Source organism: Janthinobacterium sp. GL_088, assembly GCF_057837845.1.
In genome coordinates, this window is sequence record NZ_CM174453.1 from 2,621,806 (window position 1) to 2,640,386 (window position 18,581).

The window sequence follows — 18,581 nt, forward strand, 5'->3', positions numbered from 1 at the left end:
CGCCGAACGCTCTGTTCTCTTGTAACCATCCGTTATCTTTTCGAAGGTTTGTCCATGCTCGATTCGATCACGTCCGTATTGCACCAGGTGCCGGAACTGGCCCTGTTCCTGGCGCTGGCGCTGGGCTATGCGGTAGGGCAGATACGTTTCGGCCCGATCCAGCTGGGCGGCGTGTGCGGCACCTTGATCGCCGCGCTGCTGATCGGCCAGCTGGGCATCACCCTGGACGCCAGCGTCAAGAACGTCTTTTTCATGCTGTTCATCTTTGCCCTCGGCTACGCGGGCGGTCCCCAGTTCTTTGCCAACCTGAATGCCAAGGGCTTGCGCCTGGGCTTGCTGTGCCTGATCGAAGTGGTGGTGGTGCTGGGACTGGTGCTGCTGGCCACGCGTTTCCTTGGCCTGGACCAGGGCACGGCAGCCGGCATGATGGCGGGCGCGGCGACGGAATCGGCCGTCGTCGGCACGGCCACGGACGCCATCTCGAAGCTGGCGCTGCCGGCCGCCCGCATCGCCGAGCTGCAGGCCAACGTGGTGACCGCGTATTCCATCACATATATTTTCGGCCTGATCGCCATCGTCATCGCCACCAGCCAGATTTTTCCGCTGTTGTTGCGCGTCAACCTGCGCGAGGAAGCCGATAAATTGTGGGAAAAGATGGGCGGCGCGCAGACCGATGGCGATGGCGTGCAGGCCACGCCGGAAATGGTGGGCCGCGCCTACCGCATCAGCCGTGGCGCGGGACGCCGTCTCGACGCCTTGCAGCATATTTTTGCGGGCCGCGCCAGCATCACGCGCGTGCGCCGGCATGGCAAGGTATTGCCTTTGGAGCCGGAATTGCGCCTGCGTAATAACGACGAAGTGCTGGTGATCGGCCACCGTCCCGCGCTGGTGGCGGCCGAAGCCATCCTGGGCGAGGAATTTGCCGACACGACGGGCTTGAACATGGCCGTCTCCGCCGTCGAAGTGGTGCTGCAGCAAGCCGCACTGGTGGGCCAGTCCCTGCGCCAGCTGGCCTTGCCAACCGGCGTGCACGTGGCGGCTGTCGTCCGTGGCGAGCACAGCATGCCGCCCTTGCCCGATCTGGCCCTGCAGCGCGATGACGTGCTGCGCCTGTACGGCACGACGGAAGGGCGCGAGCTGAACACGGCGCTGGCCGCCATCGGCAAGCGCGTGCCCACGGGCGACCGCAGCAATATCGTCTACGCCAGCATCGGCATCGTGCTGGGCGTGGTCATCGGCGGCTTCAGCGCCAAGCTGGGCGGCATCCCGTTTTCGCTGGGCACGGGTGGTGGCGCCTTGCTGACGGGCCTCGTGTTCGGCTGGTACCAGGCGCGAAAGCCTGGCATGCCGGGCATCCATCCCAGCGCGCTCGACATGATGAAGGATATCGGCCTGGCCACCTTCATCGCTTGCGTGGGCCTGGCGTCGGGGCCGCAGGCGATCGACCTGATCCGCCAGTACGGGTTGTCGCTGCCGCTGATGGGCGTGTTGATCGCCGTCATCCCCGCCTCGCTGTCCTTGCTGGTGGGGCACTTTTTTCTCAAGCTGGAAGCGCCCGTGCTGCTGGGCGCCATCGCCGGCCAGCAGTGCAGCACGCCGGCCTTGTCCGCCGTGCAAAACGCGGCCGGCAATTCCACGCCCTTGCTGGGCTACACGATTACGTATGCGATCTCGAACGTGGTGCTGCCCCTGCTGGGGCCGCTCATCGTGGCCCTGGCGGGGTCGGTGCACGCATAAGTAATCAGCAAGGGCACACGCAGTAAAGAATTCCTTCAACACGAAAGGCGGTCCGCATGGAATGGTTGCATGAGTTATTCAAGAAGTCGCCCGAAATTGCCTTGTTTCTCTCCCTGGCAGTGGGTTATTACATCGGCAAGATCAAGTTCGGCTCGTTTCAGCTGGGCGGGGTCGCCGGTTCACTGCTGGTGGCGGTACTCGTCAGCCAGGTAGGCGTCGCCATCGATCCTGGCGTCAAGTCGGTGCTGTTTGCCCTGTTCATTTATGCCGTCGGCTATGAAAGCGGGCCGCAGTTCTTCAACTCGCTGGGGCGCCAGTCCGTGCGCGAAATCATCCTGGCCGTCGTGCTGGCCGTGACGGCGTTGCTGACGGTGGTCATCCTGGCCAGGGTCTTTGGCCTGGACAAGGGCCTGGCGGCCGGCGTGGCGGCGGGCGGCTTGACGCAGTCGGCCATCATCGGCACGGCTGGCGACGCGATCACCAAGCTGGGACTGGCGGCCGACGAGGTGGCGCGCCTGCAGGGCAACGTGGCCGTCGGCTATGCCGTCACGTATGTGTTCGGCTCGTTTGGCGCCATCATCGTCTGCGTCAATATCTTGCCAAAGCTCATGGGCCGCACCATCCGCGAAGATGCGATCAAGGCGGAAACGGCGCTGCAGGCGGGCGTGCAGGTGCTGGGGCCAGGCCAGACGCCGGCCGCGCCTGATTTGATCGGCCGCATCTACGACGTGGGCCCCGGTGCCGGCCGCTCCGTGGCGGACATCGAAAGCGCCAATCCGAACACGGCCATCACTATCGAGCGCGTGAAACGCAATGGCCAGATCATCGACGTCAGCCCTGACCTGGTGCTGGCGGCCGACGATATCGTGCTGCTGGTGGGCCGGCGCGAAGCCATGCTCAGCGTCTCTTCCCAGCTGGGCAAGGAATTGCTGGCCGTCGAAGGCATGGAACTGGTGATGCAGCGCCGCGACATGGTGCTGACCAACAAGGCTTACCACAACAAGACGGTGGGCGAGATCCGCAGCGCGACGGCGCCGGGCGTGCGCCACGGCATCTTTGTCGTGCAGCTGAGCCGTATGGGCAAGATCCTGCCCATGCAAGCGGAAACCGTCGTGCAGACGGGCGACGTGGTGACCATTTATGGCGCCGAGCAGGACGTCAAGCGTGTGGCGGCCGAAGTGGGCTACATGATCGTGCCGAGTGCCAAGACGGACTTCGTCTACATGGGCGCCGGCCTCGTCGTCGGGCTGCTCGTGGGCTTGCTGGTGGCGCGCATCGGTTCGATTCCGCTGACCCTGGGCAGCGGTGGCGGCGTGCTGCTGTCGGGCCTGGTATTTGGCTGGTTCCGCGCCAAGCGCCAGACGTTCGGCTATATGCCCAGCGGCGCCGTGCAAATCCTCAAGGACCTGGGCCTGGCCGGCTTTGTTGCCGTCGTCGGCCTCACGTCGGGACTGCAAGCCGTGCAAACCGTGCGCGAACACGGCCTGACCCTGTTTGGCGTGGGCGTGGTGGTCACCATCCTGCCGATGATTTTGACCATGCTGATCGGCCGCTACATCTTGCGTTATGACAACGTGGCCGTGTTTGCTGGGGCCTTGTCAGGCTCGCGCAGCGCCAATCCCGCGTTCGGCGAAGTGCTGAACGCGGCGCAAAACTCGATTCCCACCGTACCGTTTGCCATTACGTATGCCTTGGCCAACGTTTTCTTGACCTTGCTGGGGCCGCTGATCGTGGCCTTCGTCTGAGTCTGCATGTGTTGGCAAGAACCCTCAAAATTATCAGTCTGATAAGGAGTAGTAAAAATGGATTTCAGTAACCCAAGCAAACTCGCCCTGTTGAGCCCCTTCGAACTGAAGGATGCGCTGATCCAGACGGCCAAGCAAAGCAACCGCCTGATGCTCAATGCGGGCCGCGGCAACCCGAATTTCCTGGCGACTACGCCGCGCCACGGTTTCTTCCAATTCGGCCAGTTCGCCATGACGGAAGCGGAACGTTCCTATGTCTATATGGACGACGTGGGCGGCTTCCCCACGCGCGACGGCATCGAGGCGCGCTTTGAAATCTTCGTGCGCAAGCATGAAGGCAATCCGGGCGTGCATTTCATCGAGGCGGCAGTGTCGTACGTGCGCGACCAGCTGGGCTTGAGCGCAGGCGATTTCCTGTATGAGATGTGCGAAGCGATTCTGGGCTGCAACTATCCCGTGCCGGACCGCATGCTGCGCCTGTCCGAGAAAATTGTCGGCCAGTATATCCACCGCGAAATGGTGGGAGACCATCCGTTTGTCGGCAACTTCGACATGTACGCCGTCGAAGGCGGCACGGCCGCCATGACGTATCTGTTCGCCAGCCTGAAATCGAACCACATCATCCAGGAAGGCGACACGATCGCCCTGGGCATGCCGATCTTCACGCCGTACATCGAAATTCCCCAGCTCAATGATTACAAGCTGAACACCGTGCACATCGATGCGCCGCAATCGAACAACTGGCAATTCACCAAGAAGGAGCTGGACAAGCTGCTCGATCCGAAAGTAAAAGCTTTCTTCCTCGTCAATCCCAGCAATCCGCCCTCCGTCAAGATCGATGACGAAACCCTGGAATACATCGCAAAGATCATCAAGAAGCGTCCGGACCTGATCATCCTGACCGATGACGTGTACGGCACCTTTGCCGACAATTTCGTCTCGCTGTTCGCCATTTGCCCGTTCAACACCATCCTCGTGTATTCGTTCTCGAAATACTTCGGCGCGACGGGCTGGCGCATGGGCGTGGTGGCCACGCATGAGAACAATGTGCTCGACGACAAGATCGCCAAGTTGCCGGAAACCATCAAGAAGCAGCTCGACGCGCGCTATCACTCCATCACCACGGAGCCGCGCGAGCTGAAATTCATCGACCGCCTGGTCGCCGACAGCCGCACGGTGGCGCTGAACCACACGGCCGGCCTGTCCACGCCCGTGCAGGCGCAGATGACCTTGTTCTCCCTGTTCTCGCTGATGGATGAAGAGCAAAAGTACAAGCAGTCGATGAAACGCATCGTGCTGCGCCGCAAGGAAGCGCTGTACCGCGAGCTGGGCTTGCCGATGGTGCACGACGCCAATTCCGTGCGTTACTACCATCTGCTGGACATGGAATCGCTGGCCGCGCAGATGCATGGCGTGGAGTTTTCGCAGTGGTTGCTGAAAAAACTCAAACCCAACGAAGCGCTATTCCGCCTGGCCGAGGAAACGGGCGTCATCCTGCTGCCGGGCCGCGGCTTCGGCACCACGCACCCGTCCGGCCGCGTGTCGCTGGCCAACCTGAACGAATACGATTACGCCAACATCGGCCGCGCCATCCGCAACATGGCGTCCGAGTTCTTTGCCGTGTTTGAAAAGGAAAAAGAGAAGGGGAGTAAAAAGGCCAAGAAGTAAGCCAAAAGCAGATAAGCTGCTGGATGCTTGAGCTCAACGGGCGCCCCGCAAGAGGCGCCCGTTTTTATATGCCAGTCTGGTAACCAATAGTGCAGGCTGGAATAGACATCCGTGGATATAATTGCTATTGTGAAAGTATAAACATGGCAACCCCGTGCTTTCCCCTCATTCATTGACTGGACGCTACATGGGCAGATTGCAAGGACACTTATCATTATCATTATGGCTGGCGAGCGCGCTGGGCGTGGCAGTGCCCGCCCTGGCGGAACCGCTGACATTCAACGAGGCGCTGCAGCAAGCGGCCAAGGCTTCGGGCGCCGTGCAGGGCGCCGCGCTCGACGTGCGCGCAAAAACATTGAAGGCGGAAGCCTTGTCGAATATCGATGGTCCTTCCGTGGACTTGACGGCGTTTCGCGGCCGTTTGTCGACGGACTTGAATATCGATACGAGCGGCTTGTCCGGTGTGGTGGGCGGCATCGAATCCGTGCTGCCGCCGATTCCCGGCTTGCCTACGCCGCATATTCCCAATTCCCTGAACCGCGAAGTGGTGACGGACCTGACCTCGTTCGGCTTGCTGGGCATGTGGCCCATCTACACGGGCGGGCGCCTGGACGCCGTCAAGGGACTCGCATCGAGCCTGACCCTGGCCGCGCAGGCGGAGCGCACGGAGGCGGAAGAGCAGCTGGCCACCCTGGTGGCGCAGCGCTATTTCCAGTTGCTGCTGGCCAAAAGAGTGGTAGCCGTGCGGGCCGAAGTGACGGCTGGCGTGACGCAGCACCAGCGCGACGCGGCCAAGCTGGAAAAGGGCGGCCTGATTTCGCGCGCGGAACGCCTGCGCGCCGACGTGGCCCTGGACAGCGCCCGCAGCGACGAAGCGCAGGCGCGCAGCGACGAGGAAATCGCCCAGGTGGCGCTTGACCGTTTGCTTGCCGTTAGCACGCAAGTGCTGCCCAGCACGCCGCTGTTCGTCAACAGCTTGCCGGTCGGCACCTTGCAATCGTTCATCAGCACGGGCATGCGCGAAAACGCGAACTGGAAAAAGATCGACAGCAAGCGCGTGCAGGCCGAGCAAGCCTTGAAGCTGCATGGCAAGGAATACGCGCCCACCGTCTTTGCCATCGGTAATTACAATTTAAATCGCGGCAATGAGAAACTCGTGCGCTCGAACTGGGCCATCGGCCTGGTCGTGTCCGTACCGCTCGTGCACCGCATCAATACGGGCAAGATGATCGCCGCCGCCAAGCTGGACCAGGAGCGGGTGGAAGTGGTGGCGCGCCAGGCCGAACGCGACATTCCCACCCTGATCGAAAAGAACTGGCGCGCGCTGGAAAACGCCCGCATTCAGTACCTGTCCACGGCCTCGTCGGTGGAACTGGCGCGCGAAAATATCCGCTTGCAAACGGTGGCTTTCCAGCAAGGACAAGTGACGTCGCTGGAAGTGGTCGACGCGCGCCTGAACCTGGCCAAGGTCGAGACCCAGCGCGCGCAGACGGCCTATAACTATGTGATGGGGCTGGCGCAATTGCTGGAAGCGACGGGCGAGACGCAGCGCCTGGGCAGCCTGGCCGCCGCGGCCGATATCCAATTACCTGTGGACAAATAATAATGAGTACTTCCAAAAAACCATTGGCCATCGGCGCCGGCATCGTTATCCTGGGGTTCGTCGGCTGGGGCCTGTATCAGGCGTTCCAGCCGCAGCGCCTGCCTTTGCAGGGACAGATGGATGCGCAGGAAGTCAATGTCTCGTCGAAAGTGCCGGGCAGGGTGGGCGAGCTGTACGTCAAGCTGGGCCAGACGGTGCCGAAAGGTGAGCTGCTGTTCCAGCTGACGAGCCCGGAAGTGGACGCGAAGATCGCGCAAGCGACGGCCGCCACGCAAGCGGCCGATGCCGTGGCGCAAAAGGCGCAAGCCGGTGCGCGTCCGGAAGAAGTCGCGGCCGCCAAAGCCAACTGGGAGCGGGCCCAGACGGGCGCCACCATCGCCAAGACCACGTATACCCGCGTCAACAATATGTACGAGCAAGGCGTCATCGCCCAACAGAAACGCGACGAGGCGCAAGCGCAATGGCGCGCCGCCGACCAGCTGGCGCAGGCTGCCCGCGCGCAATATGACATGGCGCAAAAGGGCGCCCGTCCGGAAGACAAGACGGCCGCCGCCGCCCAGGCGCGCCAGGTGGGCGCCGTGCTGACGGAAGCGCAGATCGCCCTGGCCGAAACGAAGATCGCCGCGCCCGTGGCGGGCCAGGTCAGCAAGATCCAGATACAGCCCGGCGAACTGGCGCCGCAGGGCTTTCCTGTGATTACCCTGGTGAACCTCGATGACGCCTGGGCCGTGCTGCAGGTGCGCGAAGATGAAATGGCCGCGTTTGCCATGGGCAGCACGCATACGGCGAATGTGCCGGCGCTGAAACAGCAACTGAGCTTCAAGGTCAGTTCGGTCGCCGTGCTGCCGGACTTCGCCACGTGGCGCGCGGCCCGTCCGGGCGGCACGGATTTGCGCACGTTTGAAATCCGCTTGCGTCCCGCCATCAAGGTCGAGGGCTTGCGTCCGGGCATGTCGGTCGTGTTTCCACCGCTCTGATACTAGATGAGCGAGATTGACAAAGAGCAGCCGGCGGCGCTGGCACGCGAGTGGCGGCGCTTGCGCGGCGACTTCTGGGACTTTGGCATGCTCAGCTGGATTCCGATCGTGCTGTGCGGCATGTTGTGGCTGGTGTTTTCCGCCGGCATTGCGCGCGACTTGCCCATCGTCGTCATCGATAACGATAACTCCACTTTGTCGCGCCAGCTGACGCGCTGGCTCGACGCCTCGCCCGGCATCGAGGTGGCGGCGAAAGTGGCGTCCAGCGACGAAGCCTTGCATCGCTTGCGCGAACGCACGGCGTTTGGCTATCTGGTCATCCCCAACGATTTCGAGCAGAAACTGCTGGGCGGCCGTCAAGCCACCGTGCAATGGCTGTACAACGCGCAATTCTCCTCGCACGCGGGCGCCTTGCTGCGCGACGTGCGCACGGTCAGCACGACCTTGTCGGCCGGCATCGAGATGACGGCAAGGGTGAAAAAGGGTATGTCGGGCGTGCAGGCTGCCGCCCAGTTCGAACCGATACGCACGACCTTGAACAGTTTATACAACGAAAACATCAGCTATGAAGCGTTCCTGACCCTGGCCCTGATGCCGGCCATGCTGCAGATTTTCATCGTCGTCGCCGTCGTCACTTCCATCGGACGCGAGTTGCGCGACGGCACAGTGCCGCAATGGCTGGCCTCGGCGAAGGGCAGCTGGCTCGGCGCCATCGGCGCCAAGCTGCTGTTTCCCTTGCTTGCTTATTTTGCGCTGGCGCTGCTGTACCTGCTGTTCTTCAGCCTGGCGCGGGGCTGGGCCGTGGCGGGCAGCTTGCCGGCCTTGCTGCTGAGCATGCTGCTGCTGGTGCTCGCCTATTGTGGCCTGGCCACTTTGCTGATCGCCGCCACCGTGTCCCTGCGCCTGGCGCTGTCCGGCGCCGCCTTCATCACGGCGCCGGCCTTCGCGTTTGCGGGCCAGGCATTTCCCTTGATGGCCATGCCGGCGCCAGCGCGCGCCTGGGCGGAAGCCTTGCCGCTCACGCATTATCTGCAGTTGCAAACGAAATATTGGCTGGCTGGCGCGCCATGGCGTTATGGCGTGCAGGAAATGCTGATACTGGCCGGCTTTGCCATCGGCTGCGGCGCCGTGGGTGTGTTCCTGCTGGCGCGCCGCGCGAATGCGCCTGCCGCCTGGGGGCGCACATGATGTGGCAATCCTTCCTCGCCACATGGCGCGCCATGCTGACGGACAAGGGTGCGCTGACCTTGCTGTTCATCGGCGGCATCATCTATTCCTTCTTTTATCCGCTGCCGTACTCGACGGAAATCGTCCAGCGCGTGCCCGTGGCGGTCGTCGACCAGGACCGAAGCGCCATGTCGCGCCAGCTGACGCGCTTTGCCATGGCCCATCCCTCGCTGCAGGTGATCGCCGTCACGCCGAACCTGCCCGTCGCGCAAGATTTATTGTGGCGAGACAAGGTCATGGGCGTGCTGATCATTCCCGACGGCTTGCAGACGGACGTGCTGGCTGGGCGCGCCGCCCATGCCCAAGTGGCGGGCAACGGCTTGTATTTGATGCTCAACAAGGTGGCCTTGAACGGGCTGGCCGAGGTGGTGGGCACGGTCTCGGCCGGTATTGAGCTCAAGCGTTTGGGTGCGGGTACGCCATCGACCATCCAGGCCAACCAGCAGCGCTCGCCCATTGCCTTTGACGCCGTGCCCCTGTTTAACGTCAAGGAAGGCTATGGCGCGTATGTCGTGCCCGGCGTGGCCACCCTGATCGTGCAGCAGACCTTGCTGATCGGCATGACCATGCTGTTCGGCACCTGGTACCAGCGCAAGAGTTTCCCCGTGGCCGGCAAGCGCACGGCGGGTGGTTATATCGGCATGCTGCTGACGTTTGCCTGCGTGGCTTTCCTTAACTGCTGCTATTTCTTCGGCTTCGTCTTCTGGTTCCAGGATTACCCCCGTGGCGGCAACTTCGGCGGCATGCTCTTGCTGCTGGTGCTGTTTTCGCTGGCGGAAGCGGCCTTCGGCATGCTGCTGGGCATGCTGTTCCGCACGCGCGAACGGGGCACGCAGCTGATGATCGCCACCTCGATGCCGGTGCTGTTCCTCGCGGGCCTGACCTGGCCCGTGTCGTCCATGCCCGTCGTGCTGCAATGGCTGCGCTGGCTGCTGCCATCGACGGCCGGCATCCAGGGCTTTGTCGCGCTCAACCAGATGGGCGCCTCATTGTATGAAATCCGCGATGAGGTGGCGGGCTTGCTGGCCTTGTTGCTGGTCTGCGTGGTGCTGGGCTGGTGGCGTTGGCGCAGGATGGAGGAAACCGGTGTTGATTTGAACAAGGCGTAACTGGGCCGATATGCAATAATTTCGTTTCCACATTAAATAACAACGCCTGACAAAATCGTAGCGAGCGGAAGGGAGTTGCGGCCGAGAAGCGCAACTGTACGAATGTACAGTGAGCATCGCAGGCCGTGAATACCGACGCGCAGTAGGTTTTGACAGGCGTTAGCCAATCATGTCTGCTTTTAATTTGTTCCAGCGCCTGTCCCAAGCCCCTACCAAGCCCAAGGCGGCGCCTGCCGCGCGGCAGTTCGACGTGGCGGATTTGTACCAGGGGCCCATCGCGCTGGGAGCAGAAGGCGAGGCGCAAGCGCGGCCTTTCGATGAAAAGCTGCGCCAGGCCTATTTTTGGATCGTCAACCACGCCATCATCAGTCCCCATTACGACATCGAGTACAACGACGGCCCATCGCAGACGTATTCCGTGGGCGACAGCCGGCGCACCCTGAATTTGCCATCGGCGCAAAGCTATTCCAGTTTCATTTTGCTACCCCTGCTGACCTTCGCCACGCGCCGCAAATGCCTGTTCGTCGGCGGGCCGGGAAGGGGCAAGACGGCCAGCGCCTTGCTGATGGGCGTTCTGGCCGGTTCCACCGTCAAGGAAGTCAAGCGCGCCATGCAGCACGGCCATCCGCAGATGACGGTGGCCGACTTGCTCGGCAATCCGCTGCCGGCCGATTTGGTCAACGCGCAAAGCATGGACGATATCCGCATCGCCTGGCGCGCCTGGCTGGGCATGCGCGTGAAAATCGTCGATGAATACAACCGCATCCCCACGCGCACGCAAAGCGCGCTGCTCACCGTCATGGGCGACAATTACGCGGAAGTGCTGAACCACATTTACGAATGCCCGGAAGCGGCCTGGTATCTGACGGCTAACGATGACCAGGGCGGCGGCACCTACCAGGTGATCGAGGCGCTGCGCGACCGGGTCGATGTGACGGTGCAGGCGCTGGCTTTCAACCCGCGCTTTTTGAATGAACTGCTGCTGCGCGTGGAAGAAAACGTGCGGCCCGAAGAGTTGGTGCCGCCCGATATCATCTTCACGGAAGGGGAGGTGGATCAGATCGGCGCATCCATCCGCCAGGTGGCCATACCGGACGCCGTGCGCCGCCGTCTGGAATTCTTTGCCAGCCAGTTCGAGCTGTTCGAGACGGCCGGCGGCCAGTTCGAATACATGACCAAGGATACGGCCCGCCTGGCCGGCGCCGACCGTGGCGCCGCGCAGGCGGCTGACAATGGGCGCGACCGCCTGAAGGACCTGGGCTGCCAGACTCTCAATGGCATTTCCGTGCGCACCCTGATGGCACTGATGATCTACGCCAAGGCCATGGCGTATTTCCGCGGCAATGGCGACGTGGAGCTGGAAGACTTGCGCCAGGTGCTGCCGTTTGTCCTGCATAACAAGCTGCAGCCGGACCCGGACGCGCCATTTTTTGCGCTGCCGGAAAACGCCGCCTACCGCAGCGACAGGCTGGGCTGGCTGCGCCGCCTGTTCGATTTGTCGAACGATGAATTCAACCGCCTGGATCTGGATCGCGATGATCCAGTGGGCGTGCTGTCCGCCGAATTCGACCTGGGCCTCGATGGCGTCAGCGAGCGCGAGACACTGGCGCGCCTGAACCGCATTGAAAAGCTGATCGGCGAACGCACCAAGGGGAGAAAGCTGTATGGTCCCCTGTACGACGACCTGTTGAAACTCAAGTATCTGCACCAGCGCTATACGAATTACCGCAGCTGGCTGCGTTCGCAATGAGCGTCCTTCGCTGTCAAGGCTTCCTGGAAGCGCTGGCTCTACTCAATAGTGAAGCGAGCGACCTGTGCGCGAGCTACGAGTTGCAGCGCCTGCCCGATGCGCCCGATTTGACCACGGCGCTGGGCTTGCGCGTCGAAGATCATGCCTTGAACGTCATCGTACCCGCACGCGACTTGCCGGCAGCCTTGTGGCACATCGCGGCGGTGCCGTGCGGGCGCGCGCACCTGGAGCAGGTGTGCCAGCGCTGGTTTTTCTCGTCGCGGCACATGCAGGCGGCACCCGCCGGGCGTTTCCGCGCGCACCTGGTGGCCGCCTTCCTGTCATCGCTCGACGAGGTGCCCGGTGATTTTTCCCTGCACGCCGTGACGATGATGCCACCAATGTGGTACGCGATCCACTGGGACGAGATCGCGTTCGAACTGGGGGATGAACGCTATCTGCTGCACTTTTCGCACAGCGACTGAAAGGCTGCGATGATTTCTCCTGCCTTCGCATCGATACTTGCCAGCGGCCGTGCCCAGTTCAATGCGCGCGCTGTGGAAGCGCGCCGGCGCTTTCCCTCGCTCGATATGACCGCCTTTGGCGTCTTCTTGCACGACGGCGTCGATCCGCTGGTGCAGGCCGTGGTAGCCGCCGCGCCCGAGCGCGTGGGCGGGGTGACCCTGGCCGCCTATGACATGGCCCTGGAACTGGTGGGCCATGGCCTGGCCGGGCCTGCCGCGAAAAATCCGTTCTTGAATACCGTGTGGCGCGAATTGGCGCCATCGTTTGCGCCGCTGCTGGCGACGGCGCCCGTGGATGTATTGGGCATGCTCAGCAACGCCGCCATCCATCTTGGCGCCGTGGCCGGCGCACGGCCCGCGCAGTGGCAGGCCGGGATGGCTGCCGTGGCGCCGCAAGTCGCCAGCGTCGCGCAGCTGCGCGCCGTGGGCCAGGTGCTGGCGTGGCGCGCCGGCGTCGCGCATTTCCGCCTGGGGGCGCTGGCCGCCGCCGACACCTTGCCGCCCGCGCTGGCGCTGGCCGCCTTTGGCGAACCGGGCGCGCAGTGGCCGCAGGTGCATGCGCAGCTCATGGCGAATCCATGGCGCGGCAATGCAGAGGGCAGGGAGTTCGGCAGCTTCAGCGGCCTCGGTGGCGATTTCGGCACGCCGCCGCAAGTGCGCGCCACGGTGGACGGTTGCGGCTTTGCTGTGCGCAGCGCCGAGCGCCACTACCTGCTGGTGGCCGACGCCTATGGCGCCGTGCTGCACAGCGCCACGGCGCAGGAGTTCGAGCAAGCGCCAAGTGCCCCGCCAGCGTCCGTGCGGCTCGATGGGGCCACCGTGCATATCGGCGCGCGCAGCATCGCGCTCGACCTGCCGGCCGGCGACATCGCGCTTGCCGCGAATGCGCACACCTTGGCCATCACGTCGCCGTGGACGCACGCGATCCGCCTGCTGGCGCTTGCATGAAGACGTCCGCCGACACCGCCCTGATCGACGCCTGGCGCGCAGCCTGGCCCGAGGCCCTGGCCGTGTGGAGCAAGTTTACGCGCTTGCGCGACCCGAACCTGTGCGCCAGCCGCGTTGAGGCCAGCAAGCAGGGCTTGTCCGGCAGCTTTGCCATGATCCGTTTGCTGGACCAGAGCGTGGTGGTGGACTTGCCGCTGGTGACGGAGCTGGGCTTGCAAGACTATGCGCTGGAAGTGCTCGCCCATGAAATTGGCCACCACATCCTCGCGCCGGGCAGCGCCAGCGACCAGTTTCGCCTGCTGGCGCGCATGCGCCGCGCCTTGCCCACGCTGGAGCAGCACGCGCCCATGGTGGCCAACCTGTACACGGACCTGTTCATCAACGACCGCCTGCAGCGCCAGGCGAATCTGCGCATGGCCGATATCTATCGCAAGCTTGAGCAGGGGCGCTCTGTGGAGGCCAAGTCCAGCGGCGGCGTGTGGACCCTGTACATGCGCATCTATGAAAACCTGTGGCAGCTGCAGAAGGGCGAATTGGGAGGCGGCCAGGCCGACGAACGGCTGGACACGGATGCCTGGCTGGGCGCGCGCCTGATCCGCGTCTACGCGAACGACTGGATGCTGGCGGCGGGCCGCTTCGCCACCTTGCTGCTGCCCTATCTGGTGGAAGACACGGATGCGTTGAGCCCGAGCCGCTATCTGCTCGACACGCGCGATGCGGCCCGTGGCTGCCAGACGTATGGCGCGCAGCAGATCGAGGATGACGAGGCGGGCGGCGCCATCCACCCCGTGCACGACAAGCGCATCTCTGGCCTTGATGGCGAGGAACCTGTGACCGAGGCGCCCGCCAGGCAGGGCGGCGGGCAACTGCGCGAACCGTTCGAGCTGGGCGATATCTTAAAGGCGTCGGGCGTGAACCTGAGCGACCATGAAATCGCCATCCGCTACTACCGCGAGCGGGCCTTGCCGCACCTGGTGGCCTTCCCCAGCCGGCCCGCGTCCGAATCGCAGGAGCCGAAAATGGAAGGGCTGGAGCCGTGGGAAATCGGCGACCCGCTGGAAGACATCGACTGGCTGCAATCCGTGATGCAGTCGCCGCGCCCCGTGCCCGGTGTGACCACCGTGCGCCGCGTGTACGGCCGCGAACCGGCGCGCGCCATCGATTCCGTGCCCGTCGACCTGGACATGTACGTGGACAGTTCCGGCTCCATGCCGAACCCGCAGGCGCACACCTCGTTTTTGACACTGGCTGGCGCCGTCATCGCCTTGTCGGCTCTGCGCGCCGGCGCGAAAGTGCAGGTGACCCTGTGGAGCGGCAAGAACGAGGTGATGCAGACGCCGGGTTTCGTGCGCGATGAAGACATGATCCTCGGCGTGCTGACGGAATTTTTCGGCGGCGGCACCTGTTTTCCGATCCACCGCCTGCGGCAGACCTATGCGGCCAGGCGCGAACGGCCCGCGCACATTTTGATGATTTCCGACGATGGCATCACCACCATGTTCGACAAGGATGAATTGGGTAACAGCGGCTGGGATATTTCCGCCAAGGCGCTGGCGCAGGGCGGCGCGGGCGGCACCATGGCGCTGAACCTGGAGCGCGACTGGGAGGGCGCTGCCAGCCACACGTGGCTGCAGAAAACCTACGACGATTTGAAGCGCGCGCGCCGCGAACAGGGCTGGGATATCCACGCCGTCGAGCGCTACGAGGACTTGCTGGACTTTGCGCGGGCGTTCAGCCGGCGCCACTATATACAACAATGATATGCATACTCACGGTCCCCACCTCGAAACCCTGACCCACCGCCTGGCCGACACGCCCGTCGAATTCCTGGCCGAGCCGCGCATCGCCGGCGTCGCCAATGCGCAGGCCGTGGCCGTGGCCGCGCTGGTCAACGACATTTTGCTGCTGCATGGCGCCCGCGCGCCGGCCGCGTCACTGCAGGGTTTTATCGGCGCGCAAGTGAAGGCGGACCGCAACCGGCTGGCGCTGGCCATGATCCTGTGCTGGCTGCTGGCCGACGACTGGTTCACCGGCCAGCAGTTGCCGCAGCACGATTTGTTGCAGTTGCTGGGCGAGGCGGCGCGTGAACTGGCCGCTGCCACGCCGGCCCACCAGTTCACGCAAGACCCCGAGCGGCGCGAGGAACTGGCGCGCATCGTGCTTGCGCGCCTGGGCTTTCGACCTTGCGACGAAAGCGTGGCGCAGGCCACGGATCGATTGTCCGCCATCAGCGGTACGGAGCGCCGCCGCCTGCTCGAGGCGAGCCGGCTGGCCGAGCAGCGCGCGCGGGAAATCCGCGAAGCGCTGGCGAAAAAGGCGGCCGAGGAATCGGCCGACAAGTGGTCGCGCGAATGACGCTCGCTGGCAAACCTGATGTCAATTTGCCGGGCGGCGCCTGGAAATCGGACCACGACTACTGTCCCACCCTGACGCCAGCGGGTGCGCGCATGCTGGAAAAACTGCGCAGCCATCCCGCGGCGCCCGTCTACCGCAACCGCAGCGGCAACAAGCTTCTCGCTGCGGAGGTGGAAGCCTTGCGCGCCTACGAGCAGGAAGTCATGCAGGCTGTCGTCGCTTGGAACGATGCCGCGCCGCCGCCCTGGCTGGCGGATTTTCTCAGGACAGTCTATGTCACGGTGCCGCATTACCGCGCTTGCGGTTCGCCGCCTTCCCGCCTTGCGGACGTGGCGCCCATCAGCCGCGCCGAGCTGGCGCACGACATCGCCGCCTTCGTGCCCGATGATGCGGATCTTTCGCGCATGATCAATTTCCAGACGACGGGCACCACGGGCCATCCGCTGCTGATCGCTTCCCACCCGCTGGTGGCGGGCCGCTACCTGGCCTTTCACAAGCGCGCGCTGCACCGCTTCGGCGTGATTCTGCGCCATGGCGCGGGGCACGTGGGCGTGATGCTGCTGGGGCACCAGCGCCGCTGCTTCACCTATGTCTCCGTCACGCCGACGATGAACGAATCTGGCTTGGCGAAGATCAACCTGCACCCGGATGACTGGCGCGACCCGGAGGACCGCGCGCGCTACCTGGACGCCATGGCGCCGGAGCTGATCGCGGGCGACCCCATCTCGTTTGCCGAGCTGCTGACCCTACCCATGACGCACAAGCCGGCTGCATTGATGTCCGTGTCGATGATGCTGTTGCCCGGCATGCGCGCGCGCCTGGAAGCGCGCTTCGGCTGTCCCGTGCTCGACATCTATTCGCTCAATGAAGTGGGACCGGTCGCCGTCTACGATGAACGGGCGGGTGGCCACGTGCTGCTGCAGCACCGGCTGTACGTGGAAATCTTCGATAGTGCGGGCCAGCCCGTGCCCGATGGCACGCGCGGCGAAATCACGGTGACGGGCGGCTTCAATTTCTGCCTGCCCCTCGTGCGCTACCGCACGGGCGATTATGCTTCGTTGGCGCATGGCCCGCACGGTCCCGTGCTGGTGGGGCTGGCCGGGCGCAGTCCCCTGCGCTACAGGACGGTCAAGGGCGAGTGGATCAACAATATCGACATCACGCACGCCCTGAAACCGCTGGCCATCGCCCTGTTCGGCGTGCACCAGCATGGCGATGGCGCCATCGCGCTGCGCCTGGCGCCGGGCGCCATGCCGCAGGCCGACCAGGCGCGCACCTTGCTCGCGCCTTTTTTCGGCACCATCACGGTCGAGACTTTGCTGGCGGAAGACAAGATCATTCAATACACCTCGGATTTGCAGGAAGCAGTGGCATGAACCTTTACAAGCGCGGCCTCGTGGTCGGCAAATTTTGCCCACTGCACCAGGGCCACGAACTGTTGATCAACCGTGCGCAAGACGCCAGCGAAGAACTGCTGGTGGTCAGCTACACCAAGCCTGAATTTTCGGGCTACGAGCCGGCGCGCAGGGAGCGCTGGCTGCGCGCGCAATTTCCGCAGGCGTACATCGTCGTGCTGGACGATGCGCGCCTGGCCGCCCTGTGCGCCGCACGCGGCGTGCCAGCGCGCGCGTTGCCGCACAACGATGACGATGGCGAGCTGCATCGCCACTTCATGGGCTGGCTATGCTGGACGGTGCTGGAATTGCCCGTCGACGCCGTCTTCACCAGCGAAGACTATGGTCCAGGCTTTGCGCAAGTGCTGCAGCAGCATTATGCGCGGGGCACGGTGGCGCACGTGAGCGTGGACGAGGCGAGAACCGTGGTGCCCGTATCGGGCACACTGGCGCGGCAAGACCCGCATGCGCACGGCGCCTTTCTGTCGCCCATCGTGCGCGCCGATTTTGTCACGCGCGTGTGCGTGCTCGGTGGCGAATCGAGCGGCAAGACAACCTTGGCGCAAGCGCTGGCGGTACATTTCGGGACGGCCTGGGTGGCTGAATATGGCCGCGAGCTATGGGAAAGCCAGGATGGCATATTGAACTATGACGATCTGCTCAAGATCGGCCGGGAACAGCTGCGCCGCGAAGCGCAGGCGCTATTGGCTGCGCGGCGCTGGCTGTTTTGCGATACCTCGCCCATGACGACGTATTTCTACTGCGTCGAGATGTTCGGCAAGGCCGAGCAGGAACTGGCGCAGCTGGCCGAACACCGCTATGACCTGGTGCTGCTGTGCGCCCCCGACTTCCCCTTCATCCAGGATGGCACGCGCCGCGACGAGGATTTCCGCGCGCGCCAGCATGCGTGGTACCGGGACGAGCTGGCGCGGCGGGGGATTGCCTATATCGATGTGTCAGGCACGGTGGCCGACAGGGTCAGGCAGGTGGCGCAAGTGTTGCGCTGACCGCCGCCAGTATCTCGTCCGAAAACGCGGCGTCGTCGACGGCGCGCGCCAGCGCCACGGCGCCCACCATGGCTGACAGCATGACGACGGCGTCCTGCCGCGGGTCGCGCTTTTTCCGCCACGGGAAATGCGTGGCCAGCTTGCCGATGATGGCTTTCAGGTGGACGGTAAAGGCAGGGCGCACGGCCGGCTGCTTGCGCGCGTCGCCGGCCAGCGCAGCCAGCAGACAGCCATCGCCCGGCGCATCGCGGTGGGCCGTGCTCACGTAATCGCGCACGTACTGGCGCATCGCTTCCGGGCTTGCCGTTGCAGCATCGAGCGCCACGCGCGAATGTTCCGAGCCATGCAGGGTGCTTTCGGCCATCAGCGCTTCCTTCGAAGCGAAGTGGTTGTAGAAGGGGCCGTGGGTCAGCCCCGTCGCCTGCATGATCTGTCCCACGCTGACGCCGTCATAGCCCTTTTCACGGAACAGCCGCGCCGCTTGCGTCAGGATGCGCTGGTGCTTTTCGGCGGTTTCTTCGGCGGGATAACGCATGGCAGGCTCCTGATCGCGATGTA

15 protein-coding genes are annotated in these 18,581 nt (G+C 63.9%); 14 read left to right on the forward strand and 1 reads right to left on the reverse strand.

The genetic code is table 11. From position 1 onward, the window contains the following. The first annotated feature begins 54 nt into the window (after positions 1-54). The 14 genes from aspT (AC3IQ7_RS11985) (at position 55) to AC3IQ7_RS12050 (ending at position 18,023) form a co-directional block, all read left to right on the forward strand. Entirely contained in the window at positions 55-1,737 is a 1,683-nt protein-coding gene (gene aspT, locus AC3IQ7_RS11985) for an aspartate-alanine antiporter (RefSeq protein ID WP_322428612.1), read from the forward strand. A gap of 56 nt (positions 1,738-1,793) precedes the next feature. Next, positions 1,794-3,482 carry an aspartate-alanine antiporter gene (aspT, locus tag AC3IQ7_RS11990; RefSeq protein WP_099380264.1) on the forward strand — a complete coding sequence of 563 codons (1,689 nt, stop codon included), beginning with the start codon at positions 1,794-1,796 and terminating at the stop codon, positions 3,480-3,482. A 57-nt stretch (positions 3,483-3,539) separates the two neighbouring features. After that, positions 3,540-5,150: a bifunctional aspartate transaminase/aspartate 4-decarboxylase gene (locus AC3IQ7_RS11995; protein ID WP_489209741.1), complete on the forward strand. Its 1,611-nt coding sequence runs from the start codon at positions 3,540-3,542 to the stop codon at positions 5,148-5,150. A gap of 187 nt (positions 5,151-5,337) precedes the next feature. Continuing rightward, on the forward strand, positions 5,338-6,753 hold the full coding sequence (locus tag AC3IQ7_RS12000) for a TolC family protein (RefSeq protein ID WP_489209743.1): 1,416 nt from the start codon (positions 5,338-5,340) through the stop codon (positions 6,751-6,753). Between the two features lie 2 nt (positions 6,754-6,755). Beyond that, on the forward strand, positions 6,756-7,730 hold the full coding sequence (locus tag AC3IQ7_RS12005; protein WP_489209745.1) for an HlyD family secretion protein: 975 nt from the start codon (positions 6,756-6,758) through the stop codon (positions 7,728-7,730). A gap of 6 nt (positions 7,731-7,736) precedes the next feature. Further along, positions 7,737-8,918, forward strand: coding sequence for an ABC transporter permease (locus AC3IQ7_RS12010; protein WP_489209747.1), 1,182 nt, complete (start codon positions 7,737-7,739; stop codon positions 8,916-8,918). Then, positions 8,915-10,066, forward strand: a complete 1,152-nt coding sequence (locus tag AC3IQ7_RS12015) for an ABC transporter permease (protein WP_489209748.1) — start codon at positions 8,915-8,917, stop codon at positions 10,064-10,066. The genes AC3IQ7_RS12010 and AC3IQ7_RS12015 overlap by 4 nt, the downstream gene beginning before the upstream one ends. Before the next feature lie 169 nt (positions 10,067-10,235). After that, entirely contained in the window at positions 10,236-11,816 is a 1,581-nt protein-coding gene (locus tag AC3IQ7_RS12020; protein WP_489209750.1) for an AAA family ATPase, read from the forward strand. Next, a complete protein-coding gene (locus AC3IQ7_RS12025) occupies positions 11,813-12,280 on the forward strand; it encodes a hypothetical protein (RefSeq protein WP_489209751.1) in 468 nt (155 codons plus the stop codon). Before AC3IQ7_RS12020 ends, AC3IQ7_RS12025 begins: the two co-directional genes overlap by 4 nt. A 9-nt stretch (positions 12,281-12,289) precedes the next feature. Continuing rightward, entirely contained in the window at positions 12,290-13,267 is a 978-nt protein-coding gene (locus tag AC3IQ7_RS12030; RefSeq protein ID WP_489209753.1) for a hypothetical protein, read from the forward strand. Further along, complete coding sequence (locus tag AC3IQ7_RS12035; RefSeq protein WP_489209755.1) at positions 13,264-15,027, forward strand: VWA domain-containing protein; 1,764 nt, start codon at positions 13,264-13,266, stop codon at positions 15,025-15,027. The genes AC3IQ7_RS12030 and AC3IQ7_RS12035 overlap by 4 nt, the downstream gene beginning before the upstream one ends. Position 15,028: 1 nt before the next feature. Beyond that, positions 15,029-15,622 (forward strand): hypothetical protein, encoded by a 594-nt coding sequence (locus AC3IQ7_RS12040; protein WP_322428601.1) that lies wholly within the window; start codon positions 15,029-15,031, stop codon positions 15,620-15,622. Then, the gene (locus tag AC3IQ7_RS12045; RefSeq protein WP_489209757.1) at positions 15,619-16,998 is read left to right on the forward strand and encodes an acyl-CoA synthetase family protein; all 1,380 of its coding nucleotides are present in this window, start codon (positions 15,619-15,621) and stop codon (positions 16,996-16,998) included. The genes AC3IQ7_RS12040 and AC3IQ7_RS12045 overlap by 4 nt, the downstream gene beginning before the upstream one ends. Then, positions 16,995-18,023: an AAA family ATPase gene (locus AC3IQ7_RS12050; RefSeq protein WP_489209759.1), complete on the forward strand. Its 1,029-nt coding sequence runs from the start codon at positions 16,995-16,997 to the stop codon at positions 18,021-18,023. The genes AC3IQ7_RS12045 and AC3IQ7_RS12050 overlap by 4 nt, the downstream gene beginning before the upstream one ends. Here the strand turns inward: AC3IQ7_RS12050 and AC3IQ7_RS12055 are convergent. Then, a complete protein-coding gene (locus AC3IQ7_RS12055) occupies positions 17,995-18,558 on the reverse strand; it encodes a TetR/AcrR family transcriptional regulator (RefSeq protein ID WP_489209761.1) in 564 nt (187 codons plus the stop codon). The two genes, AC3IQ7_RS12050 and AC3IQ7_RS12055, sit on opposite strands and share 29 nt — an antisense overlap. Between the last annotated feature and the right edge of the window lie 23 nt (positions 18,559-18,581).

Coding starts and splice junctions, on each gene's coding strand:
- aspT (WP_322428612.1), top strand. CDS start 55: ATGCTCGATTCGATCACGTCCGTATTGCACCAGGTGCCGGAACTGGCC.
- aspT (WP_099380264.1), top strand. CDS start 1,794: ATGGAATGGTTGCATGAGTTATTCAAGAAGTCGCCCGAAATTGCCTTG.
- AC3IQ7_RS11995 (WP_489209741.1), top strand. CDS start 3,540: ATGGATTTCAGTAACCCAAGCAAACTCGCCCTGTTGAGCCCCTTCGAA.
- AC3IQ7_RS12000 (WP_489209743.1), top strand. CDS start 5,338: ATGGGCAGATTGCAAGGACACTTATCATTATCATTATGGCTGGCGAGC.
- AC3IQ7_RS12005 (WP_489209745.1), top strand. CDS start 6,756: ATGAGTACTTCCAAAAAACCATTGGCCATCGGCGCCGGCATCGTTATC.
- AC3IQ7_RS12010 (WP_489209747.1), top strand. CDS start 7,737: ATGAGCGAGATTGACAAAGAGCAGCCGGCGGCGCTGGCACGCGAGTGG.
- AC3IQ7_RS12015 (WP_489209748.1), top strand. CDS start 8,915: ATGATGTGGCAATCCTTCCTCGCCACATGGCGCGCCATGCTGACGGAC.
- AC3IQ7_RS12020 (WP_489209750.1), top strand. CDS start 10,236: ATGTCTGCTTTTAATTTGTTCCAGCGCCTGTCCCAAGCCCCTACCAAG.
- AC3IQ7_RS12025 (WP_489209751.1), top strand. CDS start 11,813: ATGAGCGTCCTTCGCTGTCAAGGCTTCCTGGAAGCGCTGGCTCTACTC.
- AC3IQ7_RS12030 (WP_489209753.1), top strand. CDS start 12,290: ATGATTTCTCCTGCCTTCGCATCGATACTTGCCAGCGGCCGTGCCCAG.
- AC3IQ7_RS12035 (WP_489209755.1), top strand. CDS start 13,264: ATGAAGACGTCCGCCGACACCGCCCTGATCGACGCCTGGCGCGCAGCC.
- AC3IQ7_RS12040 (WP_322428601.1), top strand. CDS start 15,029: ATGCATACTCACGGTCCCCACCTCGAAACCCTGACCCACCGCCTGGCC.
- AC3IQ7_RS12045 (WP_489209757.1), top strand. CDS start 15,619: ATGACGCTCGCTGGCAAACCTGATGTCAATTTGCCGGGCGGCGCCTGG.
- AC3IQ7_RS12050 (WP_489209759.1), top strand. CDS start 16,995: ATGAACCTTTACAAGCGCGGCCTCGTGGTCGGCAAATTTTGCCCACTG.
- AC3IQ7_RS12055 (WP_489209761.1), bottom strand. CDS start 18,558: ATGCGTTATCCCGCCGAAGAAACCGCCGAAAAGCACCAGCGCATCCTG.